General features: G+C 58.7%; 23 protein-coding genes and 2 pseudogenes. 3 read left to right on the top strand and 22 right to left on the bottom strand.

Going from position 1 to position 23,935, the window contains the following annotated elements:
• Positions 1-161: 161 nt before the first annotated feature.
• The 20 genes and pseudogenes from ACF0H7_RS19630 to tnpB form a co-directional block, all read right to left on the bottom strand.
• A complete protein-coding gene (locus ACF0H7_RS19630; RefSeq protein WP_397448539.1) occupies positions 162-1,121 on the bottom strand; it encodes a PDR/VanB family oxidoreductase in 960 nt (319 codons plus the stop codon).
• On the bottom strand, positions 1,121-1,561 hold the full coding sequence (locus ACF0H7_RS19625; protein ID WP_397448538.1) for a RidA family protein: 441 nt from the start codon (positions 1,559-1,561) through the stop codon (positions 1,121-1,123). Before ACF0H7_RS19625 ends, ACF0H7_RS19630 begins: the two co-directional genes overlap by 1 nt.
• Entirely contained in the window at positions 1,561-2,580 is a 1,020-nt protein-coding gene (locus ACF0H7_RS19620) for a Rieske 2Fe-2S domain-containing protein (protein ID WP_397453957.1), read from the bottom strand. The genes ACF0H7_RS19625 and ACF0H7_RS19620 overlap by 1 nt, the downstream gene beginning before the upstream one ends.
• Positions 2,581-2,611: 31 nt before the next feature.
• Positions 2,612-2,833, bottom strand: coding sequence for a recombinase-like helix-turn-helix domain-containing protein (locus tag ACF0H7_RS19615; RefSeq protein ID WP_397448537.1), 222 nt, complete (start codon positions 2,831-2,833; stop codon positions 2,612-2,614).
• A 1-nt stretch (position 2,834) separates the two neighbouring features.
• Complete coding sequence (locus ACF0H7_RS19610; RefSeq protein WP_397448536.1) at positions 2,835-3,152, bottom strand: hypothetical protein; 318 nt, start codon at positions 3,150-3,152, stop codon at positions 2,835-2,837.
• Entirely contained in the window at positions 3,152-4,126 is a 975-nt protein-coding gene (locus ACF0H7_RS19605; protein WP_397448535.1) for a VOC family protein, read from the bottom strand. Before ACF0H7_RS19605 ends, ACF0H7_RS19610 begins: the two co-directional genes overlap by 1 nt.
• Entirely contained in the window at positions 4,123-5,619 is a 1,497-nt protein-coding gene (locus ACF0H7_RS19600) for an aldehyde dehydrogenase (protein WP_397448534.1), read from the bottom strand. The genes ACF0H7_RS19605 and ACF0H7_RS19600 overlap by 4 nt, the downstream gene beginning before the upstream one ends.
• A 9-nt stretch (positions 5,620-5,628) precedes the next feature.
• On the bottom strand, positions 5,629-6,432 hold the full coding sequence (locus tag ACF0H7_RS19595; RefSeq protein WP_397448533.1) for an aspartate dehydrogenase: 804 nt from the start codon (positions 6,430-6,432) through the stop codon (positions 5,629-5,631).
• 10 nt (positions 6,433-6,442) lie between these two features.
• Positions 6,443-8,125: a thiamine pyrophosphate-binding protein gene (locus ACF0H7_RS19590; protein ID WP_397448532.1), complete on the bottom strand. Its 1,683-nt coding sequence runs from the start codon at positions 8,123-8,125 to the stop codon at positions 6,443-6,445.
• Positions 8,118-8,915 (bottom strand): SDR family oxidoreductase, encoded by a 798-nt coding sequence (locus tag ACF0H7_RS19585; protein ID WP_397448531.1) that lies wholly within the window; start codon positions 8,913-8,915, stop codon positions 8,118-8,120. Before ACF0H7_RS19585 ends, ACF0H7_RS19590 begins: the two co-directional genes overlap by 8 nt.
• A gap of 1 nt (position 8,916) precedes the next feature.
• Positions 8,917-9,744, bottom strand: a complete 828-nt coding sequence (locus tag ACF0H7_RS19580) for an IclR family transcriptional regulator (RefSeq protein ID WP_397448530.1) — start codon at positions 9,742-9,744, stop codon at positions 8,917-8,919.
• The gene (locus ACF0H7_RS19575; protein WP_397448529.1) at positions 9,741-10,622 is read right to left on the bottom strand and encodes an alpha/beta fold hydrolase; all 882 of its coding nucleotides are present in this window, start codon (positions 10,620-10,622) and stop codon (positions 9,741-9,743) included. Before ACF0H7_RS19575 ends, ACF0H7_RS19580 begins: the two co-directional genes overlap by 4 nt.
• Before the next feature lie 5 nt (positions 10,623-10,627).
• Positions 10,628-11,167 carry a cupin domain-containing protein gene (locus tag ACF0H7_RS19570; protein WP_397448528.1) on the bottom strand — a complete coding sequence of 180 codons (540 nt, stop codon included), beginning with the start codon at positions 11,165-11,167 and terminating at the stop codon, positions 10,628-10,630.
• A 30-nt stretch (positions 11,168-11,197) separates the two neighbouring features.
• Positions 11,198-11,962, bottom strand: coding sequence for an SDR family oxidoreductase (locus ACF0H7_RS19565; RefSeq protein WP_397448527.1), 765 nt, complete (start codon positions 11,960-11,962; stop codon positions 11,198-11,200).
• Complete coding sequence (locus ACF0H7_RS19560) at positions 11,962-12,738, bottom strand: ABC transporter permease (protein WP_397448526.1); 777 nt, start codon at positions 12,736-12,738, stop codon at positions 11,962-11,964. Before ACF0H7_RS19560 ends, ACF0H7_RS19565 begins: the two co-directional genes overlap by 1 nt.
• A gap of 29 nt (positions 12,739-12,767) precedes the next feature.
• A complete protein-coding gene (locus ACF0H7_RS19555; protein ID WP_397448525.1) occupies positions 12,768-13,754 on the bottom strand; it encodes an ABC transporter substrate-binding protein in 987 nt (328 codons plus the stop codon).
• Positions 13,755-13,794: 40 nt separating this feature from the next.
• Positions 13,795-14,622, bottom strand: a complete 828-nt coding sequence (locus ACF0H7_RS19550) for an ABC transporter ATP-binding protein (RefSeq protein ID WP_397453955.1) — start codon at positions 14,620-14,622, stop codon at positions 13,795-13,797.
• Positions 14,623-15,170: 548 nt separating this feature from the next.
• Positions 15,171-15,311, bottom strand: a pseudogene (locus tag ACF0H7_RS19545) (transposase); the annotation flags it as partial.
• Positions 15,312-15,843: 532 nt separating this feature from the next.
• Positions 15,844-16,470 (bottom strand): annotated as a pseudogene (locus ACF0H7_RS19540) (transposase); the annotation flags it as partial.
• Between the two features lie 188 nt (positions 16,471-16,658).
• On the bottom strand, positions 16,659-16,943 hold the full coding sequence (tnpB, locus tag ACF0H7_RS19535; protein ID WP_397448524.1) for an IS66 family insertion sequence element accessory protein TnpB: 285 nt from the start codon (positions 16,941-16,943) through the stop codon (positions 16,659-16,661).
• A 932-nt stretch (positions 16,944-17,875) separates the two neighbouring features.
• Between tnpB and ACF0H7_RS19530 the strand changes: the two genes are divergently transcribed.
• Positions 17,876-19,687, top strand: coding sequence for an ABC transporter ATP-binding protein (locus ACF0H7_RS19530; RefSeq protein ID WP_397448523.1), 1,812 nt, complete (start codon positions 17,876-17,878; stop codon positions 19,685-19,687).
• 105 nt (positions 19,688-19,792) lie between these two features.
• Here the strand turns inward: ACF0H7_RS19530 and ACF0H7_RS19525 are convergent, their stop codons facing one another.
• Both ACF0H7_RS19525 and rclC read right to left on the bottom strand, forming a co-directional pair.
• Positions 19,793-21,226, bottom strand: coding sequence for a catalase (locus ACF0H7_RS19525; protein WP_397448522.1), 1,434 nt, complete (start codon positions 21,224-21,226; stop codon positions 19,793-19,795).
• A 292-nt stretch (positions 21,227-21,518) separates the two neighbouring features.
• Positions 21,519-22,091, bottom strand: a complete 573-nt coding sequence (gene rclC / locus ACF0H7_RS19520) for a reactive chlorine resistance membrane protein RclC (protein WP_397448521.1) — start codon at positions 22,089-22,091, stop codon at positions 21,519-21,521.
• A gap of 274 nt (positions 22,092-22,365) precedes the next feature.
• Between rclC and ACF0H7_RS19515 the strand changes: the two genes are divergently transcribed.
• Together ACF0H7_RS19515 and ACF0H7_RS19510 are read left to right on the top strand one after the other, a co-directional pair.
• A complete protein-coding gene (locus tag ACF0H7_RS19515) occupies positions 22,366-23,013 on the top strand; it encodes an ATP-binding cassette domain-containing protein (protein ID WP_397448520.1) in 648 nt (215 codons plus the stop codon).
• On the top strand, positions 23,013-23,813 hold the full coding sequence (locus tag ACF0H7_RS19510) for an ABC transporter permease (protein ID WP_397448519.1): 801 nt from the start codon (positions 23,013-23,015) through the stop codon (positions 23,811-23,813). The genes ACF0H7_RS19515 and ACF0H7_RS19510 overlap by 1 nt, the downstream gene beginning before the upstream one ends.
• Positions 23,814-23,935 lie beyond the last annotated feature (122 nt).

The raw sequence follows: 23,935 nt of genomic DNA, 5'->3' as shown, positions 1-23,935 counted from the left end.
GTTCTGGTTACTTATGTGCACGTTTATCTTGCAGAAACGAGTCACAATGAAGCGCAAGCGGGTTCCTATTTGTTTTGCAGGTGAACAGCTAGCTGGATAGGCAGGTTTTTTCAGGCAAAAAAAAGCCGACGGGCGTCGGCTAAAATTCACGTTGAAACCTTTTAGATATTCAGTACTAACCGTCGGCTTTTGCAGCCTGAGACGCAGACCATCATTGAGGTGTTGGCCGCACGCTCCGCTTTGGTCAAAACACCGTCACGGTGGTCAATATCGCCCTCCAGCACCTTCGTCTCGCAGGAGCCGCATACCCCTTCACGGCAGCTAAAGTCGATATCGCAACCAGCCTCGAGCAATACGTCGAGGAGGTTGAGCCCCGGCTCCACCGTCAGGGTCTTGCCAGTTTTCTTCAGTTCGACGCTATAGCTGGCCTGGGCATCCTCGGCGGGTGGCAGTTCGGCAGCGGCGAACCGTTCGATGTGCGCGTGCGGGTAGCCTAGGGCTTCGCATGTGCTCTCGAAGGCATCGAGCATCGGCGTTGGGCCGCAGCAATAGAAATGCGTATCCGTGGGTTGACCGGCCAGGTAGGTCGTCAGGTTTGGGAATGTGTCTTTCTCATCGTTGAAGTGGAAGCGGACCTTGGCGCCCAAGCCGCTGATTTGTTCAACCAGTGCCGCTTCCTTGCGAGTGCGTGCGCAGTAGATAAGCTCGGCGGATTTTCCCAGCGCCAGCAACTGCCGAAACATGCAATAGATAGGTGTGATGCCAATGCCGCCGGCTACCAGAACGCTATGGCGGGCATTCTCATCAAGGCTGAAGTTGTTGCGTGGCTGCGAGATTGTCAGCGTTGTTCCGACCCGCAGTTGGGTGTGGATAAACTCCGAGCCGCCTCGGCTCTTGCGATCACGCAAAATACCGACCACATACCGGCCTTGGTCCGTTGGCGAGTTGAGCAGCGAATAGCTGCGGATCAGGCCGTTTTGCAGGTGCAGGTCGATGTGCGAGCCGGCCTCGAACGGAGCGAAGACAGTGTCGCCCCAAGGTCGTAACTCCACACTCATGATGCCTTCGGCTTCATGGCGCAGTGTGTGAACCAGTGCGGTCATGGTGGATGAGTTCGACATCATTGATTCTCCGGTGCAGTGCGCAGGTCGATGTCCAGGCGGGCGCCGGCTTCGATTTCTACCAGTACCTCGGCAAACACCAAGGCACTGACTTCGACCAGGGTCGACGTTGGATAGATGGCGAAGCCTTCGAAGAAGTCGCGCCGGGCGCGACCCACTTCGTTCTTGTCGGCAATGTCGGTGACGTACACCGTCAGACGATAGATATTGCCGATGTGGCCGCCTGCGGCCTCGACCACAGCACGAATCTTGTTCAGGACCAGCAGCGTCTGTTCATAGGCATAGAGTGGGCTACCGGCTTCTTCGGCTTTGCGAGTGTCGGGATGTCCGGTCATGCCGGACATCACCACTTCATTACCCAGTACCAGGGAACTGGACCAAGTGGCGTTGGCCAACGCAGGTATTGCACTGGTCTGGACACGGAGCGCGGTTGCGTTCATCAGACGTGCTTCGCCTCGATCAGTGCCAGTTGTTCCTTGGCTTTGCTCTTGAGATAGCGCCGGATGCGTACCACGCCCAAGTCATGCTGGTAGAGGTTTTCACGTTGGTTCGCGTCAGGTTCCATGAACTCTAATAGCACCCGATCCTGTTCCAGCACGGCCCAGTGACGCGCTTCCAAGCGGTTTTTGTAGAGGAAGCGCCAGGTGTCGCGCTGCCATCCGGTCAGCGGGCGCGCGCGCCAATGAAACACTGCGCTCATGCCATTGGGGCCGGGGGTGTAACTACCGATGATGGTGAAGTTGCCACCCGGGCCGCCGGTTTTCGGATAGGGGATTTCAAGACGCAGCCAGTGGCAGCCGTTGTCGAGGAATTCCGTCCAGTCGAAGTTGACGCCGCGCTGCCCTTCCTTCTCGAAGAAGAAACCTTGGTCGGTGTCACGGGTCATGAATTTGGCGGTAGCTTCACCCTCGCTCATGGAGTGCGACATCTTGTGCAGATAGGTGCCGTGCATCGGGTCCATGACGTTGTCGATGACGTAGCGGTAGTCGCCTTGCCATTCGGTGTAGCAGAGGAAGCTGCTCCACTCTGGGGAGGTCAGTTGTTCAGGCAGCACCAGCGTCGGCGGCTCGGGCAGGTGCGGGTCAGTGGCATTGAACAGGAAGATGGCACCGGCCACTTCACGGACGTGGAACATTCGTGTCGGGCGGCTGCCTTCGAGCTTGCAGCCGGGGCTGCCAGGGACGCGGGTAACGGTGCCGTCGTGGCGTACTTCGACGCCGTGGTAAGGGCACTGGAGGCGATCGCCCAGTACCGGACCTTGTGACAGCGGAGCACCACGGTGCGGGCAGTGGTCTTCCAGCGCGTGGACGCTGCCATCGTTGTCGCGCCACAAGGCTATCTTGTAGCCCAGTCGGCGAATGGAGACTGGCTTGTCGCCCAACATGTGGCCGGGCAAAACAGGAAACCAGAGGTCTTTCAGGCCATTGGTGAGTGCGTGTTCAACAGGATCGGAGTTCAATTGGATAGTCACGGTCTTTCTCCTCTGACGTTCAGGCGCCAAGTTTGGCCATCAGGGTGCTGTAGGTTTCAGCGGTCCATTCACCCGTATTAAGGGGGCAGGGTGGGCCGGCCAGGTTCAGGTGCTCCAGCAGGCTTGGCAGGTCATATTTTCCTGCGCCGAATGCTCGCTCGATGGAGTCGCCGAGCAGGTCTTCGAACGGCGTGTTCGGCCGTTGGCGGGTCTGATGGGTTTCGTTGTAAAGAGTGCTCATGTCATTGATCTCCATTACGCACCCGTTCGCGAATTCGTTCGCGCACCGGGACAAAGTCATATGTGGGGTAACACTCGGTGCTGAACACGCTCCAGGCGGAACGCTCCAGCTCGACATTCAGTTTGGGCAGCAGAGCGGGCGGCAGGTGCAGCGTCACGATTTGGCCCAGGCCCATGGCGACAGTCCAGGAGACCACCTCCACGCCCTCCACAGGAAAACGCTCCCACCAATCCATTTTTTTCATGTGCGCCTGGATATCCTCCAGGTTCTTGGATTGGTCGTGCTTGAGCAGCACGGTCAGAAGCATCTTCTCGCTCATCACTTGGTCTCGGGCTTGGGTTTGTCGGTGAGGAACTTGCCTTGCGGGGCTTCGACGTCCTTCTGCCGGCGGGTGTTGCCGTCAATGCCACCGGCGATTGCCCATTCTGCGAACACTGTGGGGCCCGGCTCGAATTCCCGTGGTTCCCATTCGGCAGTCAGTTGGTCTTCATCGGCGTAGTACTCCACCAGCGCCCCGGCGGGGTTCTTGAAGTACCAGAAGAATGCCGAAGACACCGGGTGCCGGCCGGGGCCGATCTCGGTGGTCCAACCGCTACGGGAGATGTGCATCCCGCCGCCGAACACTTCATGCACGTCGCGCACGGTGAAGGCCACGTGATTCAGGCCGGCGCGTGGAGCGGGCAGTTGCAGCATGAAAATATCGTGGTGGCCGCCTTCGTCGGCGGTGCGCATAAACGCCGCGCGGTTGGGGTAACGGTCCGAGGCACGGAATCCGAAACGGTCGGCGTAGAAGGCTTCGCAGGTGACCACGTCTTTGACGAAGAACACAACGTGGCCGACTTCCACCGGAGTCGCGCGCTCATAGATCGGCGCCGCCTTGTTGATCCGACCCTTGGTCTGCCAGGTATTGTGCCCGCTGCATTCCAGCTCGATTGCACGCTTGCGGGTGACCTGCAGACGAATCGCCAGGCCGTTAGGATCGGTGCAGCCTACTCGCTGACCGGCTTCGATGAAGCCCGGGTCATTGGCGATGCGGGTGCTGTAGTGAGCCAGGTCAGCTTCGCTTTCGACGCCCCAAACCACCTCGCGCACGGTCGAACCGCTCTCGATGGCCGGTGGCAGACCGGCCTTGTTGATGTCGGCAACGATAACCCGGCAGCCGTTGAGTGTTTCGAATACCACCTCATCAGGTTGCTCACTGACTACCGCCAGGCCCCAGTCCTGGAAAAAGCGCACGCAAGTGGGCAAGTCTTCCACACCGTAGGTGATTTCATCGATACCCAAGACACTCATGACACCACCTCATCGTGCTCACGGGCCCAAGCCAGTGGCTGTTCGTTCATGCCCCAATAGAGGCTTTTTTGTTCCATGTACTGCAGGATGCCTAGGCGACCTTTTTCCCGGCCCAGGCCGCTGTCGCGCCAGCCTCCGAAGGGGGTGGAAATGGAAAACTGCTTGTAGGTGTTGATCCAGACTGTGCCGGCCTGGATCTTCCTGCCCAAAGCCCAAGCACGCTTGTAGTCACGGGTCCAGATACCGGCAGCGAGGGCGTAAAGACTGTCGTTGGCCTGTTCGATCAGGTCGGCTTCGTTATCGAAAGGCATGGCTACCAGCACCGGGCCGAAAATCTCTTCCTGGCAAGTCTGCTGGTTGTTGGTCAAGCCTTCGAGGATCGTCGGCGGGAAGAAGAAGCCCTTGTCATACAAACCACCCGTGGGGCGCTGCCCGCCCAGGCGCAGGCGGCCGCCTTCGGCCAGGCCGAGGGCCACGTAGCGCTCTACGGACTCACGGTGCGCGGCGCTGATCAGTGGTCCCATTTGGGTATTTTCGTCGGCCGGGTCACCGAGGCGAATATTGGCGGCCGCCGCAGTCAGGCGCTGCATGAAGGGTTCATACAGCGATCTCGCGACGAACAACCGTGAGCCTGCGATGCAGGCTTCGCCCGAGGAGCTGAAGATACCGTAGAGCACGCCGGCTACGGCGTGGTCGAGGTCAGCGTCATCGAGGACGATGGTCGGCGACTTGCCGCCCAGTTCCAGCGACACCGGCATCATCTTGTCGGCGGCAATGTGAGCAATGTGTTTGCCGGTTTTGGTGCCGCCGGTGAAGGACACGCGTTTGATTAGCGGGTGCTGGGTCAATGCATCACCCAGTACCGAGCCCTTGCCGGGCAGCACGCTGATCAGGCCTTTTGGCAAGCCGGCGGCTTCGCAGATGCGGGCCAGTTCAAGTGCCAGCAGCGGAGTGATTTCAGCTGGCTTGACCACCACCGCATTGCCGCCTGCCAAGGCCGGCGCAATTTTTTGCGCTTCGCTGGCGATGGGCGAATTCCATGGAGTGATGGCCGCTACAACGCCCATGGGTTCGTACACGCTCATGGTGATAAAATCGCCACGGGATGGGGTGATGGTTTCTTCCAGGGTTTCACAGGCAGCGGCAAAGAACTGGAAAGTGCCAGCGGCGCTGGCCACCAAGGCGCGAGTTTCACCGATCGGTTTGCCGTTGTCCTGACGCTGCAGTTGCGCCAACTCTTCGGCTTGCTCGCGGATCAGTTGGGCGATGCGGTACAGCACACCGGCACGTTCGTGTGGTTTGCGTTGGGCCCAGCCACTGTGCAGGAACGCCTGTTGCGCGCCTTGCACGGCGTCTTCGACATCCTCCAGGCTAGCCGCGTTGAGCCAGGCCACCGGCTCCCCGGTGGCAGGGTAGCGGGTCGCGTAACGCTCCCCGCGGCCAAGGCGCCATTGGCCGGCGATGCAGATGGGTAAAGTTTGTTCGATTGTCATCATGGTTTCCTAGATGGAAATCGCGTGAGCGTGGTTGCCAAGGGCTCGCACGACGCTGTAAACGGTTAGCGCAGAGGTCTTCGGGTTGGCCACCAGCGGCTTGCCGCGCAGGTTCATGTCGAAGCCGCCAAAGGCACCGCGAGCTTCGTAGTGATGCACGTTGTCGTTGCTGTTTGGGTCAGCGATAAGCGTGACTTGAGTGCGATCCAGACCCAGGCCAGCCAATGAAAGCGTTGCGGCGACGTTGGCGTTCTTGGGGTAGAGCCGAGCAGCCTCGCGAGCGGAACCCTGGAAGATCACCGTGGCTTCGGTGATGGTGTCCAGATTGCAAACCAGTTCGCCTGGCGTGTTTTTCCAGGCGCGTGCCGGCTTGCTGCCGGTGTAGCAGACCGAATCGAGGCCGCCGACCTTCGCGGCCGACAGCGCGTCAATGCCTCCGATGGCGCCGGGTAGCAGTTCGATACGAGTGTTGCCGCGCTCCGCGGCCATTTCCAGGCGCTCCACCAGACCCACTTCGGAAAGCGCACCGACAGACACGATCAAACAGGCGATACCGCGCTCGAGGGCTGGCAGCACATGTTCCTCAATGGCACGGTGACCGGCGCACTCGACGAGCAGATCGGGGCGCGCGTCAGCCGGCAGCGCCGTAAGCACCTGCGGTGGGCGTTTGAAACTGGCCAGGCGCTGACGCACGAGGTCTTCGGAGCCAGCCGAGGCAATGACGTAGTCGACGCAAAGCTGGGGGTCGCTTTCCAACAGTTCGAGCACGCCGACGCCAATAGCGCCGCAGCCGATCATGGTGATATGCAGCATGGTGCGTACCTCAGGCCGTCGCCTTTTGCGCTTTGGTTTCGCTGTTGGGAGGGCCCGCGAATTGGGTGGCGAAGCCGCCAACGGCGAGCATGTCGACTTCCAGCAGGAACGGGCCGGGCTGGTTCAAGGCGCTTTCGAGCACAGTGCTGAAGTCCTTGAGGTCACTGACCAGGCCATGGCGGATACCCATGGATTCGGCCAGTTGTGTGTAGTCCGGGGTATGCAGTTCGACGTAGGCGTGGCGGGCACCGTAGATGGCGTCCTGGATGTTGCGGATCACGCCGTAGCGCTGGTCGTTCATCAGGAAGATCACGACGTTGGCTTTTTCCTGCACCAGCGTCGCCAACTCACCGAGGTTTAGGATGAAGCCGCCGTCGCCAGCCAAGGTGAAGACTTTGCGGGTCGGATCGTTTTCGGCGGCGGCGATACCGGCACCAATACCCATGGCCAGGCCCTGGCCGATACCGCCACCGAGGGCGTGTACACCGGCTCGCGGGTGGTAGAGGTTGAGCAGGCGGTTGCCCCAGATGCTGTTGGACAGGGTGACGTCGCGGACCCAGGAGAAGTTGCGCCCGGTCAGTGTCTGCAGTTGCTCGACCATGGCCGAGTACGGGCCCAAATCGGCAAGCAGTTGAAGACGGGATTTGGCCCGCACGTCTTTGAGTTCGATGAGGAACTGCGGGTCAGTATTCAGGCGCCCCTGGAGACGATCGGCGAGTCCGCTCAGAGCCAGCGCTGAATCACCGCAGACGAACATGTCGCTGGAGTAGCTGCGACCTTCGATGGCCGGGTTAGCGTCAATGCGCAGTGTATTGGCCGGCAATTTCAGGGCGTACTTGAAGGTTTCATTACTGCGAAGACGCGACCCAGCGATCAGCAGGGCATCGCAGGTCTGCATGAAGCTTTCGACTAAACGGTTTTGCGAGAATGCGCCGAGGCAGCGTTCGTCGTCTTCATTGACCACCCCGCGGCCCTGGGTGGAGGTGATCACCCCTAAGCCCATGTTCAACAGGCGATTGACCGCTGCTCCAGCATGGCGCGCACCGCCACCGAGCCACAGCAGTGGGCGTTTGGCGTTGAGGATACGCTCGGCGAGTGCGTCCAAAGCCTCTTCGGCAGGGACGGCTACCGCGATGGGCAGTGGCGACAGGTCGGCCGGCATGCTGATGAAGGTGGACTGAATGTCGATCGGGATTTCTACGCTAACCGGACCGGTGGGCGCAGTCAGCGCGGTCTGAACGGCCAGCTTCATGGTGCTCAGCGCGGTCTCTACGCTGCGCACGCGGAACGCTGCCTTGGACACGGCTTTGAGCATGGTCAACTGGTCACGGGCTTCGTGAATATAGGCGAAGTCCTGATCCAGATACGGGGTTTCGATCTGCCCGGTGATGTGCAGCAGAGGGGTGCCAGCGGTAAGCGCTTCAACCATTGCCCCGGCGGCATTGCCAGCAGCGGTACCGGTGGAGGTCAGGCACACGCCCAAACCGCCAGTGGTGCGGGCATAGGCATCAGCCATGTTAGTGGCGCCGGCCTCACCGCGCGCCATCACGAAGCGGATGTTGCCGCGTACGGCAAAGGCATCGAGAATGGGCATGTTGTGAATCGAAATCACGCCGAAAGCGGCCTTGACGTCGCATTGCTCAAGAAACGCGGTAATGGCCGCGCCAACAGTGACTTGGTTATCGTTAAGCATAACGGGACAGACCTCCAGAAACATCTATATGGCTGCCTGTGGTGTAAGCCGACAGTGGCGAAGCCAGGAAAAGAATCGCTTGTGCCGCTTCTGAGGGCAGGCCAAGTCGACCCAGGGGGATTTGTTTGCGCAGGGCTAACTGTGCGGTCCATTGCGACCAGTTCAGTTCACGTTCTTCTCGGCCATCGAAGCGTCTGCGCCATTGGCCTGATTCGACCAGGCCAATGAGGATGCCGTTGACGCGGATGTCCTTGGGCGCGAACTCCACGGCCATCGATCGCACCAGGTTTTTCAGTCCGGCACGTGCGGCGGAGGTCGCTACCATGTGCGGTTCTGGCTGATTGGCCAGAAGCGAGTTGACGCACACGATGGCGGCACCTGGTTGGCTTTCGAGCTGAGCCATGAAGGCGCGCACTGGATTGATGACTGAAAAAAATTTCAGGTTCAGCTCCTCGCTCCACGCCTCATCGCTGGTGTCGGAAAATGTCGAGACGCGACCTTGCCCTGCGTTATTGATCAAGACCCGGGCCGGGCCCAGCACTGCGGAACTGGCCAGGGCAAAGGCTTTCACGGAGTCTGCATCGAGCACATCGCACACCTGAGCAAGCATGCGAGCCTGCGGGAAACGGCTGCGCAAGCTCGCTTCAGCGCTGTACAAGCGTTCGGCGTTCCGACCACAAAAGGCGACGTAAGCTCCGCATTCGAGCAACTGCTCTACGCACGCCAGGCCAATGCCGGATGAGCCACCCGTGACAATGACGGTGTTGCCCGTCAGTTGATAAAGGCTCATATCAGTCCCTCATCAGCGCGGTCACCCGGCTGGTCCCAAAACCAGGGGTGTAATTGAGCAGGCGCGACAGTTCGTCGGCGTTGCGGCGAACCTGGTTAACCAGCTCCTCGAAATTGACGTGGCCGATCTGGGTTGTCGGAATAGTGACACCCAGGGCTGCGACAACTCCGCCACTGTGGTCCCGCACCGGGGCCGCGATGGTTGAAATGGTTGATTCGAAGAAGCCCTCTCCGCTGACGTAGCCACGCTGATGGTCTTGTTGAACCAGGTTGAACAAATCCAGGACTGTGCGAGGGGTGCTGGATGAGTGCTGTTCCAGATGGTCTTCCGGATACAGCTCGCGCAGCTCTGCCAAAGACATATCTTCGAGTAAGACACGTCCCAGTACTGTTGCGTGTGCAGGCAGCCGGGTGCCGACGTTGACCGCACTAGAAAACACTGAAGGTGGTGAGACTTTGGCAACGTAAACAATCGAGCGACCGTCGCGCACCACAAGATTGGTCGGGTAGTTGAGCCTGTCGCACAAGCGTGCGAGCAGTGGCTGGCCCAGTTCAGTCAGTTCGAGCGAGGCAAGGTATTCGAAGCCCAGACGCAATACCGACATGCCCAGTCGATATTCTTTGCCGCTGCGGGTGACGAATCCCATGGTTTCCAGGGTTGTAAGCAGCCGGAAAATAGTTGAGCGCGGCAGTTGCAGGCGGCGTGCAAGTTCCGGTGCCGTCAGCGTGCGATTATGTCGGCTGAACTCGCACAGCAGCAGCATGCCGCGCTCCAGTCCTGGAACAATATATCTGTCCAGCGCGTCTTTACTCTGGTCGGAGTCATTCATTGGGCGTCACCTTTCATTGATTCCATGAGGGCATGGGCCAGTCGGCCCGCCACCAAGAGAGGTTGTTCTATTGGGCTTGCGTGCCCGGCATCCGGTATCAGGTTGAAGTTGGCATTGAGTGCCTTGGCCAACGTCAGGCAGTCCTGAGGTGCCGTGATCGTGTCGGCTTCACCGCAATGCACTTCGCAGGGCATGGACAGTGGTGAGTAGCGCAGCAGGTCATCGCCGCACAGCAGCTCTACTGCCTGACGGTAACCCCCGGTGTTGAGCCTTGACATGTTCCAGCGCACCCACTCCAGAGCCTTGGGGCTGGGGCGGGGCGAGAGCATGTGAGCGCTGCGTTGCGCTGCCATTTGCTCAATGCCCAGTTGCTCCAGGGCGTCGAGGCGCTTTTTGCGTACCTGAGCGCGCTGCAAGTCCCGTGTCGGCGCACCGTAACCGCGCGCCGGGCTGATCAGTACCAGGCGGCTGACCCGCGCCGGATGAGTCTGAGCAAATGCGGTAGCGGTCAATGCGCCGAGTGAGTGGCCGACCAACACGCATTGCTCGATGCCCAGTGCATCCAGAACTTGGCACAGGCGCTCGGCGTAGTCCTGAGCTGTCGGCCGGATTTGCGCCAACGGTATCGAGTCGCCATAGCCTGGTGCGTCCCATGCCACCACCCGGGCGTGCTGGCTCAGTTGTAACGCCACTTCCAGCCAGGACGCGGCACCCGAACCGATGCCGTGCAACAGCACAATGGCTGCACCTTTACCGCACTCGCGCACGGCCTGGGGGCCGTCAGGCAATGCCAGCGTGAGCTGAGGCAAGCGATTTGCGAGCTGCTGTTCCAGCTCTGCGGTTGGGTGTACGGCGGTAATGTCAGTGGCGTGCAACATAGGGTTTATCCGCGCTTGATCGAGGCCAGAGGGTGTTCTGGCGGGTAAGTCGGGGTGATCGGCTTCTTGGCTCCGAGCATCACGCACATCAAGGCGTCTTCATCGCCAATGTTGATTTCTTCGCGGTATACGCCTGGTGGCACCGAGATCACGTCGCGGTCGGTGAGGATGGTTTCATAACGCTCACCGTCCTTTTCGATCACCACCTTGAGCTTGCCGCGCAGCACGAAGAACACTTCTTCGACATCGGTGTGCAGGTGTGGTGGGCCTTCGTGGCCAGCCGGGATCACCATGGTGGAAAAGGTGAAGTTCTCCGACGGGATGGTGTTCATGTCGGTGCTGACGCCAGTGCCGCCGGTGCCGATGTAGCGCATTTGCGCGCGGCGGAACTTGGGGTCGTAGTCAGCCTGGAATTTCAGTGCGTCCCAGTCGTATTTACGGGTTTCGTAGCGGGCGACACGGGCTTGCATCCAGTCTGCGAGGCTGGCGCCTTCTGGGCGCTCCCAGCTTTTCGGGGAATCTTGTTGGGCGGCTAAATCAGTCATGGCTGTCTCCGGTTTCCTTTGACACAAGGCTTAGGGCATAACAAACCCGCCGTTGACCGGCAGGGTTTGTCCAGTGATGAAGCGGGCGAGGTCGCTGAGGGCAAATACCACTGCGCCACAGACATCCTCGGGAAGTTGCGGGCGCTGAATAGCGCGCTGTTCGGTGTACAGACGGTGGCGCGCCTCAGGCACATAGGCGGTTGCTTCCACCAGTACCAGTCCTGGGGCGATGGCATTGACCGTGATGTTGTCGGTGCCGAGTTCGCGAGCCAGACTGCGGGTCATGGCGATGATCGCGCCCTTGCTGGCGACATAGGCGAGCAGATTCGGCGCACCCCACAGCGGGGTGTCGGAAGCCAGGTTGACCACCGCGCCGTTGCCGCTGGTGCGCAGAGCCGGCAGGCAGGCCATGGTCATCAGCCAAGTGCCGCGCACATTGACCTGCATCACCTGGTCCCATGTTTCTATGCTCAGCTCTTCACAGGTCTTGCCGCCGGAGTTGGTGACCGAGGCGTTGTTGACCAGGCAATCCAAACCACCCAGTACTTCACCGGCGGCCTTGGCGCAGGCGGTGATGGACTCGGGGTTGCCCAGGTCCACTGTCAGGCCGGTGACGTCCAGGCCGAGCGCGCTCAGCTCACCGGCGGCCTGCTGGACGCGGTCGGCCAGAATATCGGCGATCACTACCCGGGCACCGGCCTGGCCAATGGCCTGAGCAAAGGCAAAACCCAGGCCGCGAGCACCACCGGTGACCAGCACACGGCGGCCCTGAAGCAAATGTTTGGCTACGTTCATTATTGGGTACTCAACATGGCTTTGGGCATGTAGTGCAGCACGCGCTTCTCAGCCCAGACCACGGCGCCGTAGGCCAGCACACCGATCACGGTCAGCATGACGATCGCGACGAATACCCCGGCGGTGTTGCCCTGGCCTTCGGCATCCACCAGCAGGAAGCCCAGGCCCTGGTTACCGCCAACCAACTCACCAACGGTGACGCCGATCACTGCCAGGGTCGAGGCGATGCGCAGGCCGGAGAACAGCGCAGCCATGGCCGAGGGGAACTCCACCAGACGGAAGATCTGGAAGCGGGTGGCATTCATGGTGCGCACGAGGTTGATCATGTCCGGGTCGACCGTGCGGATGGCCGACAGAACGTTAATCATCACCGGGAAAAACACGATCAGGATGGCGATCAGGATCTTGGGGTAGATGGTGTAGCCCAACCACATTACGAACAGCGGGGCGAAAGCCACTTTCGGGGCAATCTGCAGCGCCAGAATGTACGGCGACAGCATGGCTTCGGCCGAAGGCGAAAGCCCCAGCGACGTGCCAATCACAACGCCAAGCAGGGCTCCCAGGCCGAAGCCGACAATAATTTCGAACCCTGTGATCAGGGTGTGCTCCAGCAGGTTGCTGGAGTGCCACATCACCAGGCTTTCCTGGGCCACGCGGCTCAGGTTGGGCATGACGAATTCGGGCATGCCGAGGGCGGCAGGCCCCCATTGCCACGCGGCCAGGAACAGCATCAGCAACGCGAGGCTGCCGAGCATGGAAGGATTAAGGTTTTTCATCAGGTCAGTACCTTGTTGTTACCCGCGACTTACTGGGTGGCCGTCGTGGTTTCGATGAACTGGTTGGTGTACAGGTCGTCAAGTTTCGATTCTCTGCTAACGATGCCTTCGTTCACGTAGAACTGACGCACGTTATCTAGGCGAACGGGGTCGATCTTGCCGAGGACTGCCTGGTTGGCGTAGACGTGTTCGACGTACAACTTGAACGTCTTCTCCACCATGGCCTCCTTGCCTGCGTAGGCCGGGACAGCCTTGACGAAGGTGGCAGCAGCGGCTTTCGGATCGGCGATGATGTCGCGCATGCCTTTCAAGGTGGCTTGCACCACGCCACGGACCACATCAGGGTGATTCTTGATGGCGTCATCGGAAGCCATGATCGACTGGGCCATGCTTTCGAAAATCTGATCCTGAGGGATCAATTGCACGTTCACACCGGACTCTTCGGCGTTCACCACAAAGTCCGGCACACCGGCCATAGCGTCGGATTTTTTCGCCGAGAACAATTGCCATACACCCGCGGGACCGGCGGCCTGGATGTTGACGTCGGTTATATCCAGGCCAGCCTTGCGCAACGACGCCAGCAGAGCGTAATAAGTGGTGTCGGAGTAAGACATCACGGTCAGGGTCTTGCCCTTGAGGTCTTTGATGGAGTTGATTTTTTTGTCGCCATCGGTGGCGATCATGGTGACGCCGCCCGCGCCAAGTACGGCTACGTCACGTACCGGGATACCGTTGGCACGGACAATGATAGGCGTGTCGCCAATGGCTCCGCCGACCATGGCATTACCTGCGCCGATCTGCTTGGCGACGTCGACTCCGCCCTTGGCAGCGATGAACGTTACGTTCAGGTTCTGCTGCCCGTAATAGCCCTTTTCCTTGGCGATGATCCACGGCGCGAACGCTGGCGAGTTCGGCGGCGCAGGCAGCAGGTAGGTCACGTCGGTAGCGGCCTGGGCACCCAAGGCAAAGCCCAGGCCCAGGGCCACTAGCGAGGTTTTGAACACAGACTTGAACATGGTTAACTCCTGAATCCGTTGATAGGGCGGTGGACAGAGATCAATGCAGTTCGGTGTCTTCGCCAACTTTAAGCAGTTGCATCAGGCGCCCGGCCAAGGGACCGATTTCCGGCAGCTTGCGACGTTCCAGCGGATTTTCGCGATGCGGCAGGTCGACTACGATTTCCTCGACTATCGTGCCGGGGCGAGCACTCATCACTAGTATTCGGTCGGACATCGCAATCGCCTCGACTAGGTCGTGGGTGATGAACAGAGCTGTTTTCTTTTCGTCGTACAGCATCTTCGCCATGTCTTGCTGCAGGATCATCTTGGTCTGTGCGTCCAGGGCAGAAAACGGTTCGTCCAGAAACAGAACCTGCGGGTCCATTGCCAGCGTGCGGGCAAGCGCCGCGCGTTGGCGCATACCGCCGGAAAGCTGAAATGGGTAGTGCTCAGCGAAACCATTCAGGTGGCAGCGATTGAGTAGGTCCTCGGCGATGGCGGACCTTTCAGCGGCTGGCATTCCCTGTATTTCCAGACCCAACTCGACATTGCGGCGGATGCTGCGCCATGGCATCAGCAAGTCTTTTTGCAGCATGAATGCGACTTTGCGCACTGGGCTGGTCACGGCCTCGCCGCCTACAAAAACCTCGCCTTCGCTTGGCCGATACAGCCCCGATCCCATATTAAGGATCGTGCTTTTGCCGCATCCGGAAGGTCCGATGATGGATACAACTTCACCTCGACGAATTTTGAAACTCACATCGCGGATGGCAAAGGGCGCATCACTCTTTCCTTTGGCAGGAAAGCATTTGCCGACGTTCCGAAATTCAATTTCGATGGGAGCCGATGCTGCCAGTTGGGTCGGGTCGACCCACGTTGGGTCCATTGCGTAAATCTTTTTCACAGCCATTGGGGAAGCTCTCTGGTCTGTTTTGCTGGTGAGACAGTGTTTAGAGCATGAACAATGCCAATTCCCGCATTGAAAAGTATTTTGATAAAAGTACATATTATTCAACGGCTTATTTACTTAAGTATAAAAATTTGGCGTTTCATAGGTAAAACATTGGTTTGTATATGATACGAATAGGCTCAAAAAAGTGCACGCTTGTTGTTTTTTGTATTCCCAAGGTGCATTTAGGTAACAGCTGGAGAATTAATGAAGGTGGGCAGGGGAAACGGTTTGCAGATCGGTCGGTTATTCCATTTGCCTTGCTTATCTGGGCGCCTGGATGCTGAATGCTGAATGCTGAATGCTGAATGCTGAATGCTGAATGCTGAATGCTGAGCAATGGCGTGGTCGAGAAAAGCTGCTGCGGCGCGCCGAAAGGCGCTTGGCTGTCGTCTTTGAACACCGAACAGTTGCACGCTTTGGTGTTGGCGTTCAGGGGGGGCGGATGTGCGTGGAATGGGTGGCCGGATGGCTGCGGAATTCGCAACTTCATCCTCCAGGCTCAACCGGCAGAACCAGCGATACGGCAGGTTCAAATGGGCCTCTTCGCACAGCCGCCGCTCGGAGCGAATGCCATAGCAGTAGCCCACGATCAGCATGCGGATCATCAACTCAGGATCAATCGAAGACCCCCAATCGGGCTGTAGGAATCGACGAGGTACTGAACACTCCCACCCGAGTTGTAAGCACAAATCTAAAATTTTTAAGGTAGAAGCCGCGCGTAGATTGGATACGACGACGCACTTATGGTCCTCATTGAGATGAGGCCAGCATGAACAGCTAGTATATCTAGCTGTTCAGCGAGGATTGTCAGAGACAAGCTTGTCTTCCGTAACTGACTGCGTCTCAATGGTAATCAATTCCCCACCATTCGCTTTACGCTGACGCGTTACGGTCATCCCTGCATCGTCTGGGTACAGAAAAGTCTCACCTTCAGTGGTGCGTATCCCGAGCATTGGTGGGCGACCCAAGATTGCTTGATCGGTAGGAAAAATTAAATTTTCTATTTTCGCGGAGCGTATTTTTCGACGAGCCGTATTTTGTACTCTGGTGATGACTCTCTCATCGTCGGGGCTGCCAAAGGCAGATGCGCAGCATCGACCATGCTTCAAGTTTTTGTCTTTGTTGACGGAGCAAGTCGAGTGCTTTTCCGCTGCGGATAACTCGACTTTCGAGCAACCGGTCACGCATCAAGTTAAGCAGCGGCTGGAAGTGCTCACCGCACTGGATGACCCAACACGCCAGCGTTTGACGCGGGATATCGATGCCGTGACGACCCAGTACTTTCTCGAAGCGATGAAGGATTAAACCGCCCACGTACTTGGTGGTCAGCAACATCGCCAGGACACTCGGGCTGGCCATGCTTTTTTCGATCAGTTGCGCGAGCTTGTCCGCAGTGACCGGTGCGCTTTGGCAATCGCGACACGCATAGACCTTGCGTACATGTTTGATCACGCGGATCTGCATCGGCACGATGTCGAGCTGCTCGCTAACTTCTTCGCCGATGCGGTGCTTGCGGCAACCGCAAGCACAAGTCAACTCATGCTCGGGCAGTTCGTGGATGACTTCGATGCGCGGCAGATCGGCGGGCAGAGGTTTGCGTTTGCCACGGCGCTTGGTCGGCGCAGCGACTTCTTCTTGCTCGTCATCGGCAACGGGATCGGCAACGCTTTCTGCTTCGTTGAACAGGGCCAGTTGCGGCGTCGCCGGATCAACTGTTTGTTCAGACTTACGGCCGAAGTGGCGCTGACGCAGCAGCGCATTTTCTTCTTGCGGATGGACGATCTTGCCCTTGCCCGACTCGCGCTAACTGAGCATCTGCGCAAGCAATTGCTTGAGCAAAACAGGATCATCAGGAAGGTCTTTGGACATGGAAATCATGCCCTGGATTATACCGAATCAGGCATCAAATCGCGGTGTTAAAACTTGATGAGGGCGATTACGCCAGAGGTCGAAACCGTCGAGCAACCAGTTCAATTCCTGCACTGTGAGTACAATTGCTTCGTCGGTGACTTCGGGCGATGTTTAAACCGTTCCGACTCAAGGAGCTTGAGCCACAGGCAAAAGCCGTTGCGCTCCCAATAAAGGATTTTCACTCGGTTGCGGGGTTTGTTGAGAAAGACAAAAAGCACGGGGTCGAACACCGCGACCTTGATATCCAGTTCGACCAAGGCAGCCAAGCCGTCGATGGATTTTCTGAAGTCCACAGGCTTGGGGTAGAGATAGACTTTTTCGATTTTAGCATCGGGTCGCATCATGAGGTGCTGGCTCCAGAAGAGATAGGGAGCACAGCATGGGGGATCATCTAAGCGCTTTGAATGTGGGGTTCATGGAGCGCTTACTCCGAAAACGACTGGAAGTCCAGGAATCGTGTCCTTGTACGACTCGAAGTCCACGATTTCTGTCATTTGACTGCGTTTACCCCGTCAAGATGGGGTAATAGTCCAGGACTTGCGTCGGTGCGGGGCGCCTCCACAAGTCGCCTGTTGTGCTCAGTATTTTTATAAGTCGTCAGCATGGATGTACGATCTGCGTCCGCCGCGGGTCACTGCAATTGCTTCGGATCAGCGGGATCAACGTTGGCGTTTTGGTCCATGTGCGTACGCTTACACTCGACAACACGATAAAGCGGGAAAGTATTGACCGTCACAGAATTGGAGCTCGAGTGGGATAGCGTTTGGTGTCTGCTCGTGAGTTGTTTCGATGGTGTATATGTTTTCTGAGCATACGAGGCATAAGTTTGGTATGTCCTAGTAAACTAGATTGCGGCTCCAGGCACAGTGGAAAGCTCGGCATAACTTGAAAATCACTCTATACATTTCAGGGTGTCCACCAAGAATCCGAATCGCTTGGCCATCGCGAGCTGAAATCCGAAATTATTGCTAAGAACGCACAGGTCGCCAACGGCGAGTGGAAGTCCAGGGATTATGTTTGGGGACGACATCAAGTTCACGCATTGCGTCTGCGACCGACTGCTCCTCCCTTAAAAAAAGGGTATCAATTCAGAAATTGTGCCGATAGGGGGGGTGTTAAATTTATTTATCGTATAGCCTGTATCAGTCCTTATAGTTTCGGTTGGCCCCATCTTGGTGCGAAAATTTCAGGTTGTTTTGACATTCTGTCAGAGCTTCGTGACAAATGGGGATTGTCATTAATCTGTTGCACCTTCCTGTCCTGGGTCCTGCCACACATGCCTGTCGTCGGTCGTTTCGTTGCCTTTTTCGATCAAGCGAAACGCGCCCAGAGTTTGGTGTGGAGCACCTCGCGCGGACTGTCTCTCGGGCTGGTGCTGGCAACGCTGGCAGCGGGTGTTCTGCCGGCCTTGGCCGCCTGGCTCGGGCAACGCATCGTCGACGCGGTGGTGGCGGCCATGCAATTGCACGCCAGCCAGGGCAGCGCGCCGCTGTGGCCGGTGTTGCGTTATGTGCTGTTTGAAGCCGGTGTTCTGGCGTTATTGGCAGCGGCGCAACGCGGGTTGTCGGTGCAACAGTCGCTGTTGCGGGTGCAGTTGGGGCAGAAGGTCAACACCATGATTCTGCAGAAGGCCCAGACCCTGTCTCTGGAGCAATTCGAGAATTCGGAGTTCTACGACAAGCTGGTGCGGGTGCGCCGCGAAGCCTCAACTCGGCCCTTGGCATTGGTCACCAAATCCCTGGGGTTGACCCAAAACCTGATTTCCCTGATCAGCTTCGGCGTACTGCTGGTGCATTTTTCGCCGTGGGCGCTGGTGATCCTGGTGCTGGGAGCGTTGCCGGTGTTTTTTGCCGAAGCGCATTTTTCCGGCAACGCGTTTCGCTTGTTCACCCGTCGCGCCCCGGAAACCCGGCGCCAGACTTACATCGAAACCTTGCTGTCCCACGAGGGCTACATCAAGGAGGTCAAGCTGTTCGGCTTCGCGCCGCTGCTGCTGCAGCGTTATCGCGAGACCTTCGAGCGGTTGTATGCCGAGGACCGGCGCCTGACCCTGCGTCGCGACGGCTGGGGTTTTCTCCTCGGCCTGCTCGGCACCGGCGCGTTTTACCTGGCCTATGCTTGGGTGGTGGTCGATACCGTGAGCGGCTTTATTACCCTGGGCCAGATGACCATGTACCTGGTGCTGTTCAAGCAGGGGCAGGCAGCGGTCAGCAGCAGCTTGAGCGCGATCAGTGGGCTGTACGAAGACGGGTTGTACCTGTCCGATCTCTACGAGTACCTGGCACAGCCGGTGATCGCCGAGGCCAGAGGCCTGACCCAAGGTGTGTTGCCGGGCGATGGTTTGCGCTTTGAAGGCGTCGGCTTTCGCTACCCGGATTCCAGCCACGCAACCCTGGAAAACATCGACCTGCATCTGCGGCCGGGGCACAGCGTGGCCTTGGTGGGCGAGAACGGTTCGGGCAAGACCACGCTGATCAAGTTGTTGACCCGCCTGTACCGGCCTGATCAGGGACGCATCCTGCTCGATGGCAGTGACCTCAACGACTGGGACGAAGACGCTCTACGGCGGCGGATCGGGGTGATTTTTCAGGACTACATTCGCTACCAGTTGATCGCCGGCGAAAACCTCGGCGTCGGCGACACTGATGCGTTCAACGACGAAAGCCGTTGGCGTGAAGCGGCGACCCAGGGCATGGCTGCCGAATTTATCGAAGGTCTTGATCAGGGTTATGCGACTCAACTGGGGCGATGGTTTGCTGGCGGGCAGGAATTGTCGGGCGGTCAATGGCAGAAAATCGCCCTGTCACGCGCCTACATGCGGCGCAATGCTGACATCCTGATCCTCGACGAACCCACCGCAGCATTGGACGCAGCGGCTGAGGCGACGGTATTCGAACACTTTCGCGAACATGCCAGGGAGCGCATGACATTGCTGATCTCTCATCGATTCTCCAGCGTGCGCAGTGCCGATCATATTGTGGTGCTGGATCAGGGGCGGGTGCTGGAACGCGGCGATCACGAAAGCCTGGTGGCGGCGGGTGGGCGTTATGCGCAGTTGTTTGATTTGCAGGCGCGTGGATATCGGTAGCATCGAGGAAGTGTAGGAGCGGGCTTGCCCGCGATGGCGATAGACCTGACACTCCGTGCCGAATCGATCGCGGGCAAGCCCGCTCCTACACGCTGCGACAACCCATCAACGCAACCGATTGATTGCCTCTCTCACGCCCGCGCCATACGCCGGATCGGCCTTGGTGCAGTTGGAGATGTGGCGCTCGACGATCATCTGTTCAACACCCTGAATCGCACGCGCGGTGTTATCGAACAGCGCCTGTTTTTGCTCGGTGGTCATCAAACGGAACAGCGCACCTGGTTGCGAGTAATAGTCCTCGTCCACGCGATGATTCCAGTGCGCGGCAGCACCTTCGATGCTCAGCGGCGGCTCGGCATATTCCAGCTGATCCGGCCATTCCCCGTAGCTGTTCGGCTCGTAAGAGGTGGTGCCGCCGAGGTTGCCATCCACGCGCATGGCGCCGTCGCGGTGGTAGCTGTGCACCGGGCATTTCGGGCTGTTGACCGGAATGAACGAGTGGTTCACGCCCAGACGATAGCGCTGTGCATCGCCGTAGGAGAACAGCCGACCCTGAAGCATTTTGTCCGGCGAGAAGCTGATGCCTGGCGGCACGTTGGCCGGGTTGAAGGCCGCTTGCTCGATTTCGGCAAAGTAGTTCTCGGCGTTGCGGTTGAGTTCCATCACCCCGACTTCGATCAGCGGATAGTCCTTGTGCGGCCAGACTTTGGTCAGGTCGAACGGATTGATGTGGTAACTGCCGGCTTCGTTCTCCGGCATGATCTGGATGAACAGCGTCCAGCGCGGAAAGTCACCGTCTTCGATGCTTTCGTACAGGTCGCGCAGGTGAGTCTCGCGGTCGCCGCCGATGGCTTGACCCGATTCGGCATCCGTCAGGTTCTTGATGCCCTGTTGGGTTTTCAGGGTGAACTTGACCCAAAAACGCTCGTTGGCCGCATTGATGAAACTGAAGGTGTGGCTACCAAAACCGTGCATATGACGGAAAGTGGCCGGTATCCCACGGTCGCTCATGACGATGGTGACCTGGTGCAAGGCTTCCGGCAGCAGGGTCCAGTAGTCCCAGTTACTGTTCGGGCTACGCAGGCCAGTGCGTGGGTCGCGCTTGACCACGTGGTTCAGGTCAGGAAATTTCAGCGGGTCGCGAATGAAGAACACCGGGGTGTTGTTGCCCACCAGGTCCCAGTTGCCTTCTTCGGTGTAGAACTTCATGGCAAAGCCACGGATATCACGCTCGGCATCCGCCGCACCGCGCTCGCCGGCCACGGTGGAGAAACGCGAGAACATCGGCGTCTGCTTACCGATTTCCGAGAAGATCCTGGCCTTGGTGTAGCGGGTGATGTCATGGGTGACAGTGAACGTACCGTAAGCGCCAGCGCCCTTGGCGTGCATGCGGCGTTCCGGGATCACTTCACGGTCGAAGTGCGCCATCTTTTCCAGGAACCAGACGTCTTGCAATAGCGCCGGGCCACGAGGGCCGGCGGTTTGAATATTATTATTATCTGCAACGGGAGCGCCAAACGCGGTGGTGAACTTTTTCATGCGGCCATCCTATCAATCAGTGTGTTTTGCAAGCAGAAGCGACGAGCATGGATAGTGGCGAGTACACGCCACCTTCTCAATGACCGAGAACGACTGAATTCGGACAAACAACAGTGAAATCCTGCCAGGCATCCAATTACCTCATCAGGGCAGCAGAACGGGGCTCGCAGCCTGAGCTGCAAACGCCGGTCTAGAGCCGGTACTGACTGTAGATGAGATTGCGGACGCAGGGATTATACGCTTGGGATTTTGACGTTTGGACGTGAGTGTTCGGCGCGTCAGGAGGGCTCGACTAGCGTACTTTTTCTTGCAAAATCCGCCGCGCCGAATCGGCAATCATCGCCACCCCACCGGCCAGCATCAGCGTGTCTTTCAACACCAGGCGACCACCGCCGGAGAGGTAGGGGAAACCAAACTCGGTGTCGCCGCCGTGGCCGACCCAGGCTTCGGGTGTGGTCACCAGAAACGACAGGGTGACGATGGGGGTGGCGAACGCCAGCAGTGAGCCAACCATGCCCAGGCGTCGGGAAAAGAAGTGCGACAGGATGAACAGGCCGATCAGGATTTCAACGGTGCCCAGGCCGTTGGAGAAGGCGTAGGTGTTATTGGCGGTCTGCCATTCGCGCTTGACCGGGTTGAGTTCGCCTTCGTGGGTCAGGTGTTCTTTGTATTCGGTGGGGTGGGCATAGAAGAACGACATCACCGGGCTGTTGGCCACGAACGGGGTGATGCTGTCGGCTTCATACGGCACGAACTTGAGCAAGCCGATCCACAGGAAAACAATGGCGCAGGCGATGCGAATCAAACTGACACCCAGCGTGTCCAGTTTGCTCAGGCGATGAAGGGTGGCGTGTAAGTTTGGCATGGCGGAAAACCGTTTTGAAATGAGGTGGCCCATATTAGGGGGATGGGTTTTTTCACTCTTGTCGGTTGCGCTCAACCTTTTGTTGCATCGGATCAAGTGGGAAGGTGTGGTGATTAATACCCGGCAGGCTCGACAGGCGCGCAGCGAATCCCTTTAATGGCGGACTGTGCGGACACTGTCCCTGAATCGAGTCGGACGAAAATTTAATCCCATGACACCCTCCATAAAGATCACGAGCGCAACGGATAACGCGCTGATTACGGCGACCGGACTCATGCGCCTGGATGCGAAAACCGGCGCCCAGCTACTCAAGCCAACCGATTTCATCCTCGACGCGGGTGACCGGGTGGCGCTGACCGGGCCGTCGGGTTCCGGCAAAAGCGTGTTCCTGCGCGCCTTGGCCTTGCTCGACGGCCTGGAAGGCGGGCAACTGCTGTGGCATAACGGGCCGGTGGCGGACGTGGGCATCCCGAGGTACCGGCGCCACGTCAGCTACATCGCTCAGCGTCCGGCCATGCTCGAAGGGACGGTGGAGGACAACCTGCGGTATCCCTTCAGCCTCAAGGTCTACCAGGACCGGCGTTTCGACCGAGTGGAAGCCCTGCGGCTGGCTGGGCTGGCGGGGCGGGGTGATGGTTTTCTCGATAAACAGTCCAGCGAGCTTTCAGGCGGCGAAGCGCAGATCGCAGCGTTGATTCGCGTGCTGCAATTGAATCCCGACGTGCTATTGCTCGACGAGCCGACAGCCGCGCTGGACCCCGAATCTTCCCGGGAAATCGAGTCGCTGGTGTCTGCCTGGTTCGAGACCGAGATGCCGCAGACCCGCGCCTATATGTGGATTTCCCACAATCAAGAGCAGGCTCTGCGCATGAGCAAACGGCGCCTGACCATGAACGCCGGAACCTTGAGTGAGCAATCGTGATGGATTACCAAAACCTGTCATTGCTGGACATCGCTATTGCCTCGTCGCTGATCTTGATCAACGGTGTGCTGTCGTTGCTACTGAAGCTCGATCTGGAACGCAAGCTGGCATTGGCGGCGGTGCGCACGGTGGTGCAACTGCTCGCCATCGGCTACGTGTTGGGTTGGGTGTTCCAGTTTGGTCAGTGGTACGTGGTGCTGCCGCTGATGGCGGCCATGACTCTGATTGCCGGTATTTCAGCCTCCGGGCGTGGCAAGCGCACCTATGCCGGGCAACAGGTCGACAGCATTGTCTCGATCTGGATCAGCTCGTGGCTGGTGGCGGCGGTGGGCTTGTTCGCGATCATCCGCATCCATCCGTGGTACGAGCCGCAATACGCTATCCCTATTCTCGGCATGATCCTCGGCAACACCTTGACCGGTGTGTCGCTGGGCATCGAGCGCATGACTCAGGAGCTGACCGCCGGCCGCAACGTCGTGGAAATGAGCCTGGCCCTCGGTGCCTCGCGCTGGGAAGCGGCACAAGGCCCGGCACGCCAAGCGGTGCGCGCGGGGATGATCCCGACCTTGAACCAGATGACTGTGGTCGGTCTGGTCAGCCTGCCCGGCATGATGACCGGACAGGTGCTCGCGGGGCAGTCGCCGATTCAGGCGGTGCGTTATCAGATCATCATCATGTTCTTGATTGCCGCAGGGTCGGGGCTCGGGACCGTATTTGCGGTGCTGCTGACCTATCGCCGGCTGTTCTCGGCGGATCACCGGTTTCTGGCGGGGAAGTTGCTGGTGCGTGGGGCGAAGTAGACGGATTGATTGTCAAGCCGCGTTCTCGCAGGTTCGGTATGTAGGAGCCAACTTGTTGGCGAGAGGCTGGATGTGGTGTATCAGGCACACCGCCTCGCTAACAAGTTAGCTCCTACAGTGGA

Source organism: Pseudomonas sp. NA-150 (assembly GCF_044336365.1).
Lineage (GTDB): Bacteria > Pseudomonadota > Gammaproteobacteria > Pseudomonadales > Pseudomonadaceae > Aquipseudomonas.
The sequence above is the reverse complement of the archived record's forward strand: the minus strand, read 5'-3'. Positions and strand labels throughout refer to the sequence as shown.

Bases quoted from the DNA above. Each gene is read 5' to 3' on its own strand.
- ACF0H7_RS19610 (WP_397448536.1), bottom strand. From the start codon at position 3,152: ATGAGCGAGAAGATGCTTCTGACCGTGCTGCTCAAGCACGACCAATCC.
- ACF0H7_RS19605 (WP_397448535.1), bottom strand. From the start codon at position 4,126: ATGAGTGTCTTGGGTATCGATGAAATCACCTACGGTGTGGAAGACTTG.
- ACF0H7_RS19565 (WP_397448527.1), bottom strand. From the start codon at position 11,962: ATGAACGTAGCCAAACATTTGCTTCAGGGCCGCCGTGTGCTGGTCACC.
- ACF0H7_RS19570 (WP_397448528.1), bottom strand. From the start codon at position 11,167: ATGACTGATTTAGCCGCCCAACAAGATTCCCCGAAAAGCTGGGAGCGC.
- ACF0H7_RS19615 (WP_397448537.1), bottom strand. From the start codon at position 2,833: ATGAGCACTCTTTACAACGAAACCCATCAGACCCGCCAACGGCCGAAC.
- ACF0H7_RS19515 (WP_397448520.1), top strand. From the start codon at position 22,366: ATGCGCCTGGATGCGAAAACCGGCGCCCAGCTACTCAAGCCAACCGAT.
- ACF0H7_RS19580 (WP_397448530.1), bottom strand. From the start codon at position 9,744: ATGAATGACTCCGACCAGAGTAAAGACGCGCTGGACAGATATATTGTT.
- ACF0H7_RS19595 (WP_397448533.1), bottom strand. From the start codon at position 6,432: ATGCTGCATATCACCATGATCGGCTGCGGCGCTATTGGCGTCGGCGTG.
- ACF0H7_RS19630 (WP_397448539.1), bottom strand. From the start codon at position 1,121: ATGTCGAACTCATCCACCATGACCGCACTGGTTCACACACTGCGCCAT.
- ACF0H7_RS19550 (WP_397453955.1), bottom strand. From the start codon at position 14,622: ATGGACCCAACGTGGGTCGACCCGACCCAACTGGCAGCATCGGCTCCC.
- ACF0H7_RS19530 (WP_397448523.1), top strand. From the start codon at position 17,876: ATGCCTGTCGTCGGTCGTTTCGTTGCCTTTTTCGATCAAGCGAAACGC.
- ACF0H7_RS19560 (WP_397448526.1), bottom strand. From the start codon at position 12,738: ATGAAAAACCTTAATCCTTCCATGCTCGGCAGCCTCGCGTTGCTGATG.
- rclC (WP_397448521.1), bottom strand. From the start codon at position 22,091: ATGCCAAACTTACACGCCACCCTTCATCGCCTGAGCAAACTGGACACG.
- ACF0H7_RS19600 (WP_397448534.1), bottom strand. From the start codon at position 5,619: ATGACAATCGAACAAACTTTACCCATCTGCATCGCCGGCCAATGGCGC.
- ACF0H7_RS19590 (WP_397448532.1), bottom strand. From the start codon at position 8,125: ATGCTTAACGATAACCAAGTCACTGTTGGCGCGGCCATTACCGCGTTT.
- ACF0H7_RS19585 (WP_397448531.1), bottom strand. From the start codon at position 8,915: ATGAGCCTTTATCAACTGACGGGCAACACCGTCATTGTCACGGGTGGC.
- tnpB (WP_397448524.1), bottom strand. From the start codon at position 16,943: ATGATGCGACCCGATGCTAAAATCGAAAAAGTCTATCTCTACCCCAAG.
- ACF0H7_RS19575 (WP_397448529.1), bottom strand. From the start codon at position 10,622: ATGTTGCACGCCACTGACATTACCGCCGTACACCCAACCGCAGAGCTG.
- ACF0H7_RS19525 (WP_397448522.1), bottom strand. From the start codon at position 21,226: ATGAAAAAGTTCACCACCGCGTTTGGCGCTCCCGTTGCAGATAATAAT.
- ACF0H7_RS19625 (WP_397448538.1), bottom strand. From the start codon at position 1,561: ATGAACGCAACCGCGCTCCGTGTCCAGACCAGTGCAATACCTGCGTTG.
- ACF0H7_RS19555 (WP_397448525.1), bottom strand. From the start codon at position 13,754: ATGTTCAAGTCTGTGTTCAAAACCTCGCTAGTGGCCCTGGGCCTGGGC.
- ACF0H7_RS19510 (WP_397448519.1), top strand. From the start codon at position 23,013: ATGGATTACCAAAACCTGTCATTGCTGGACATCGCTATTGCCTCGTCG.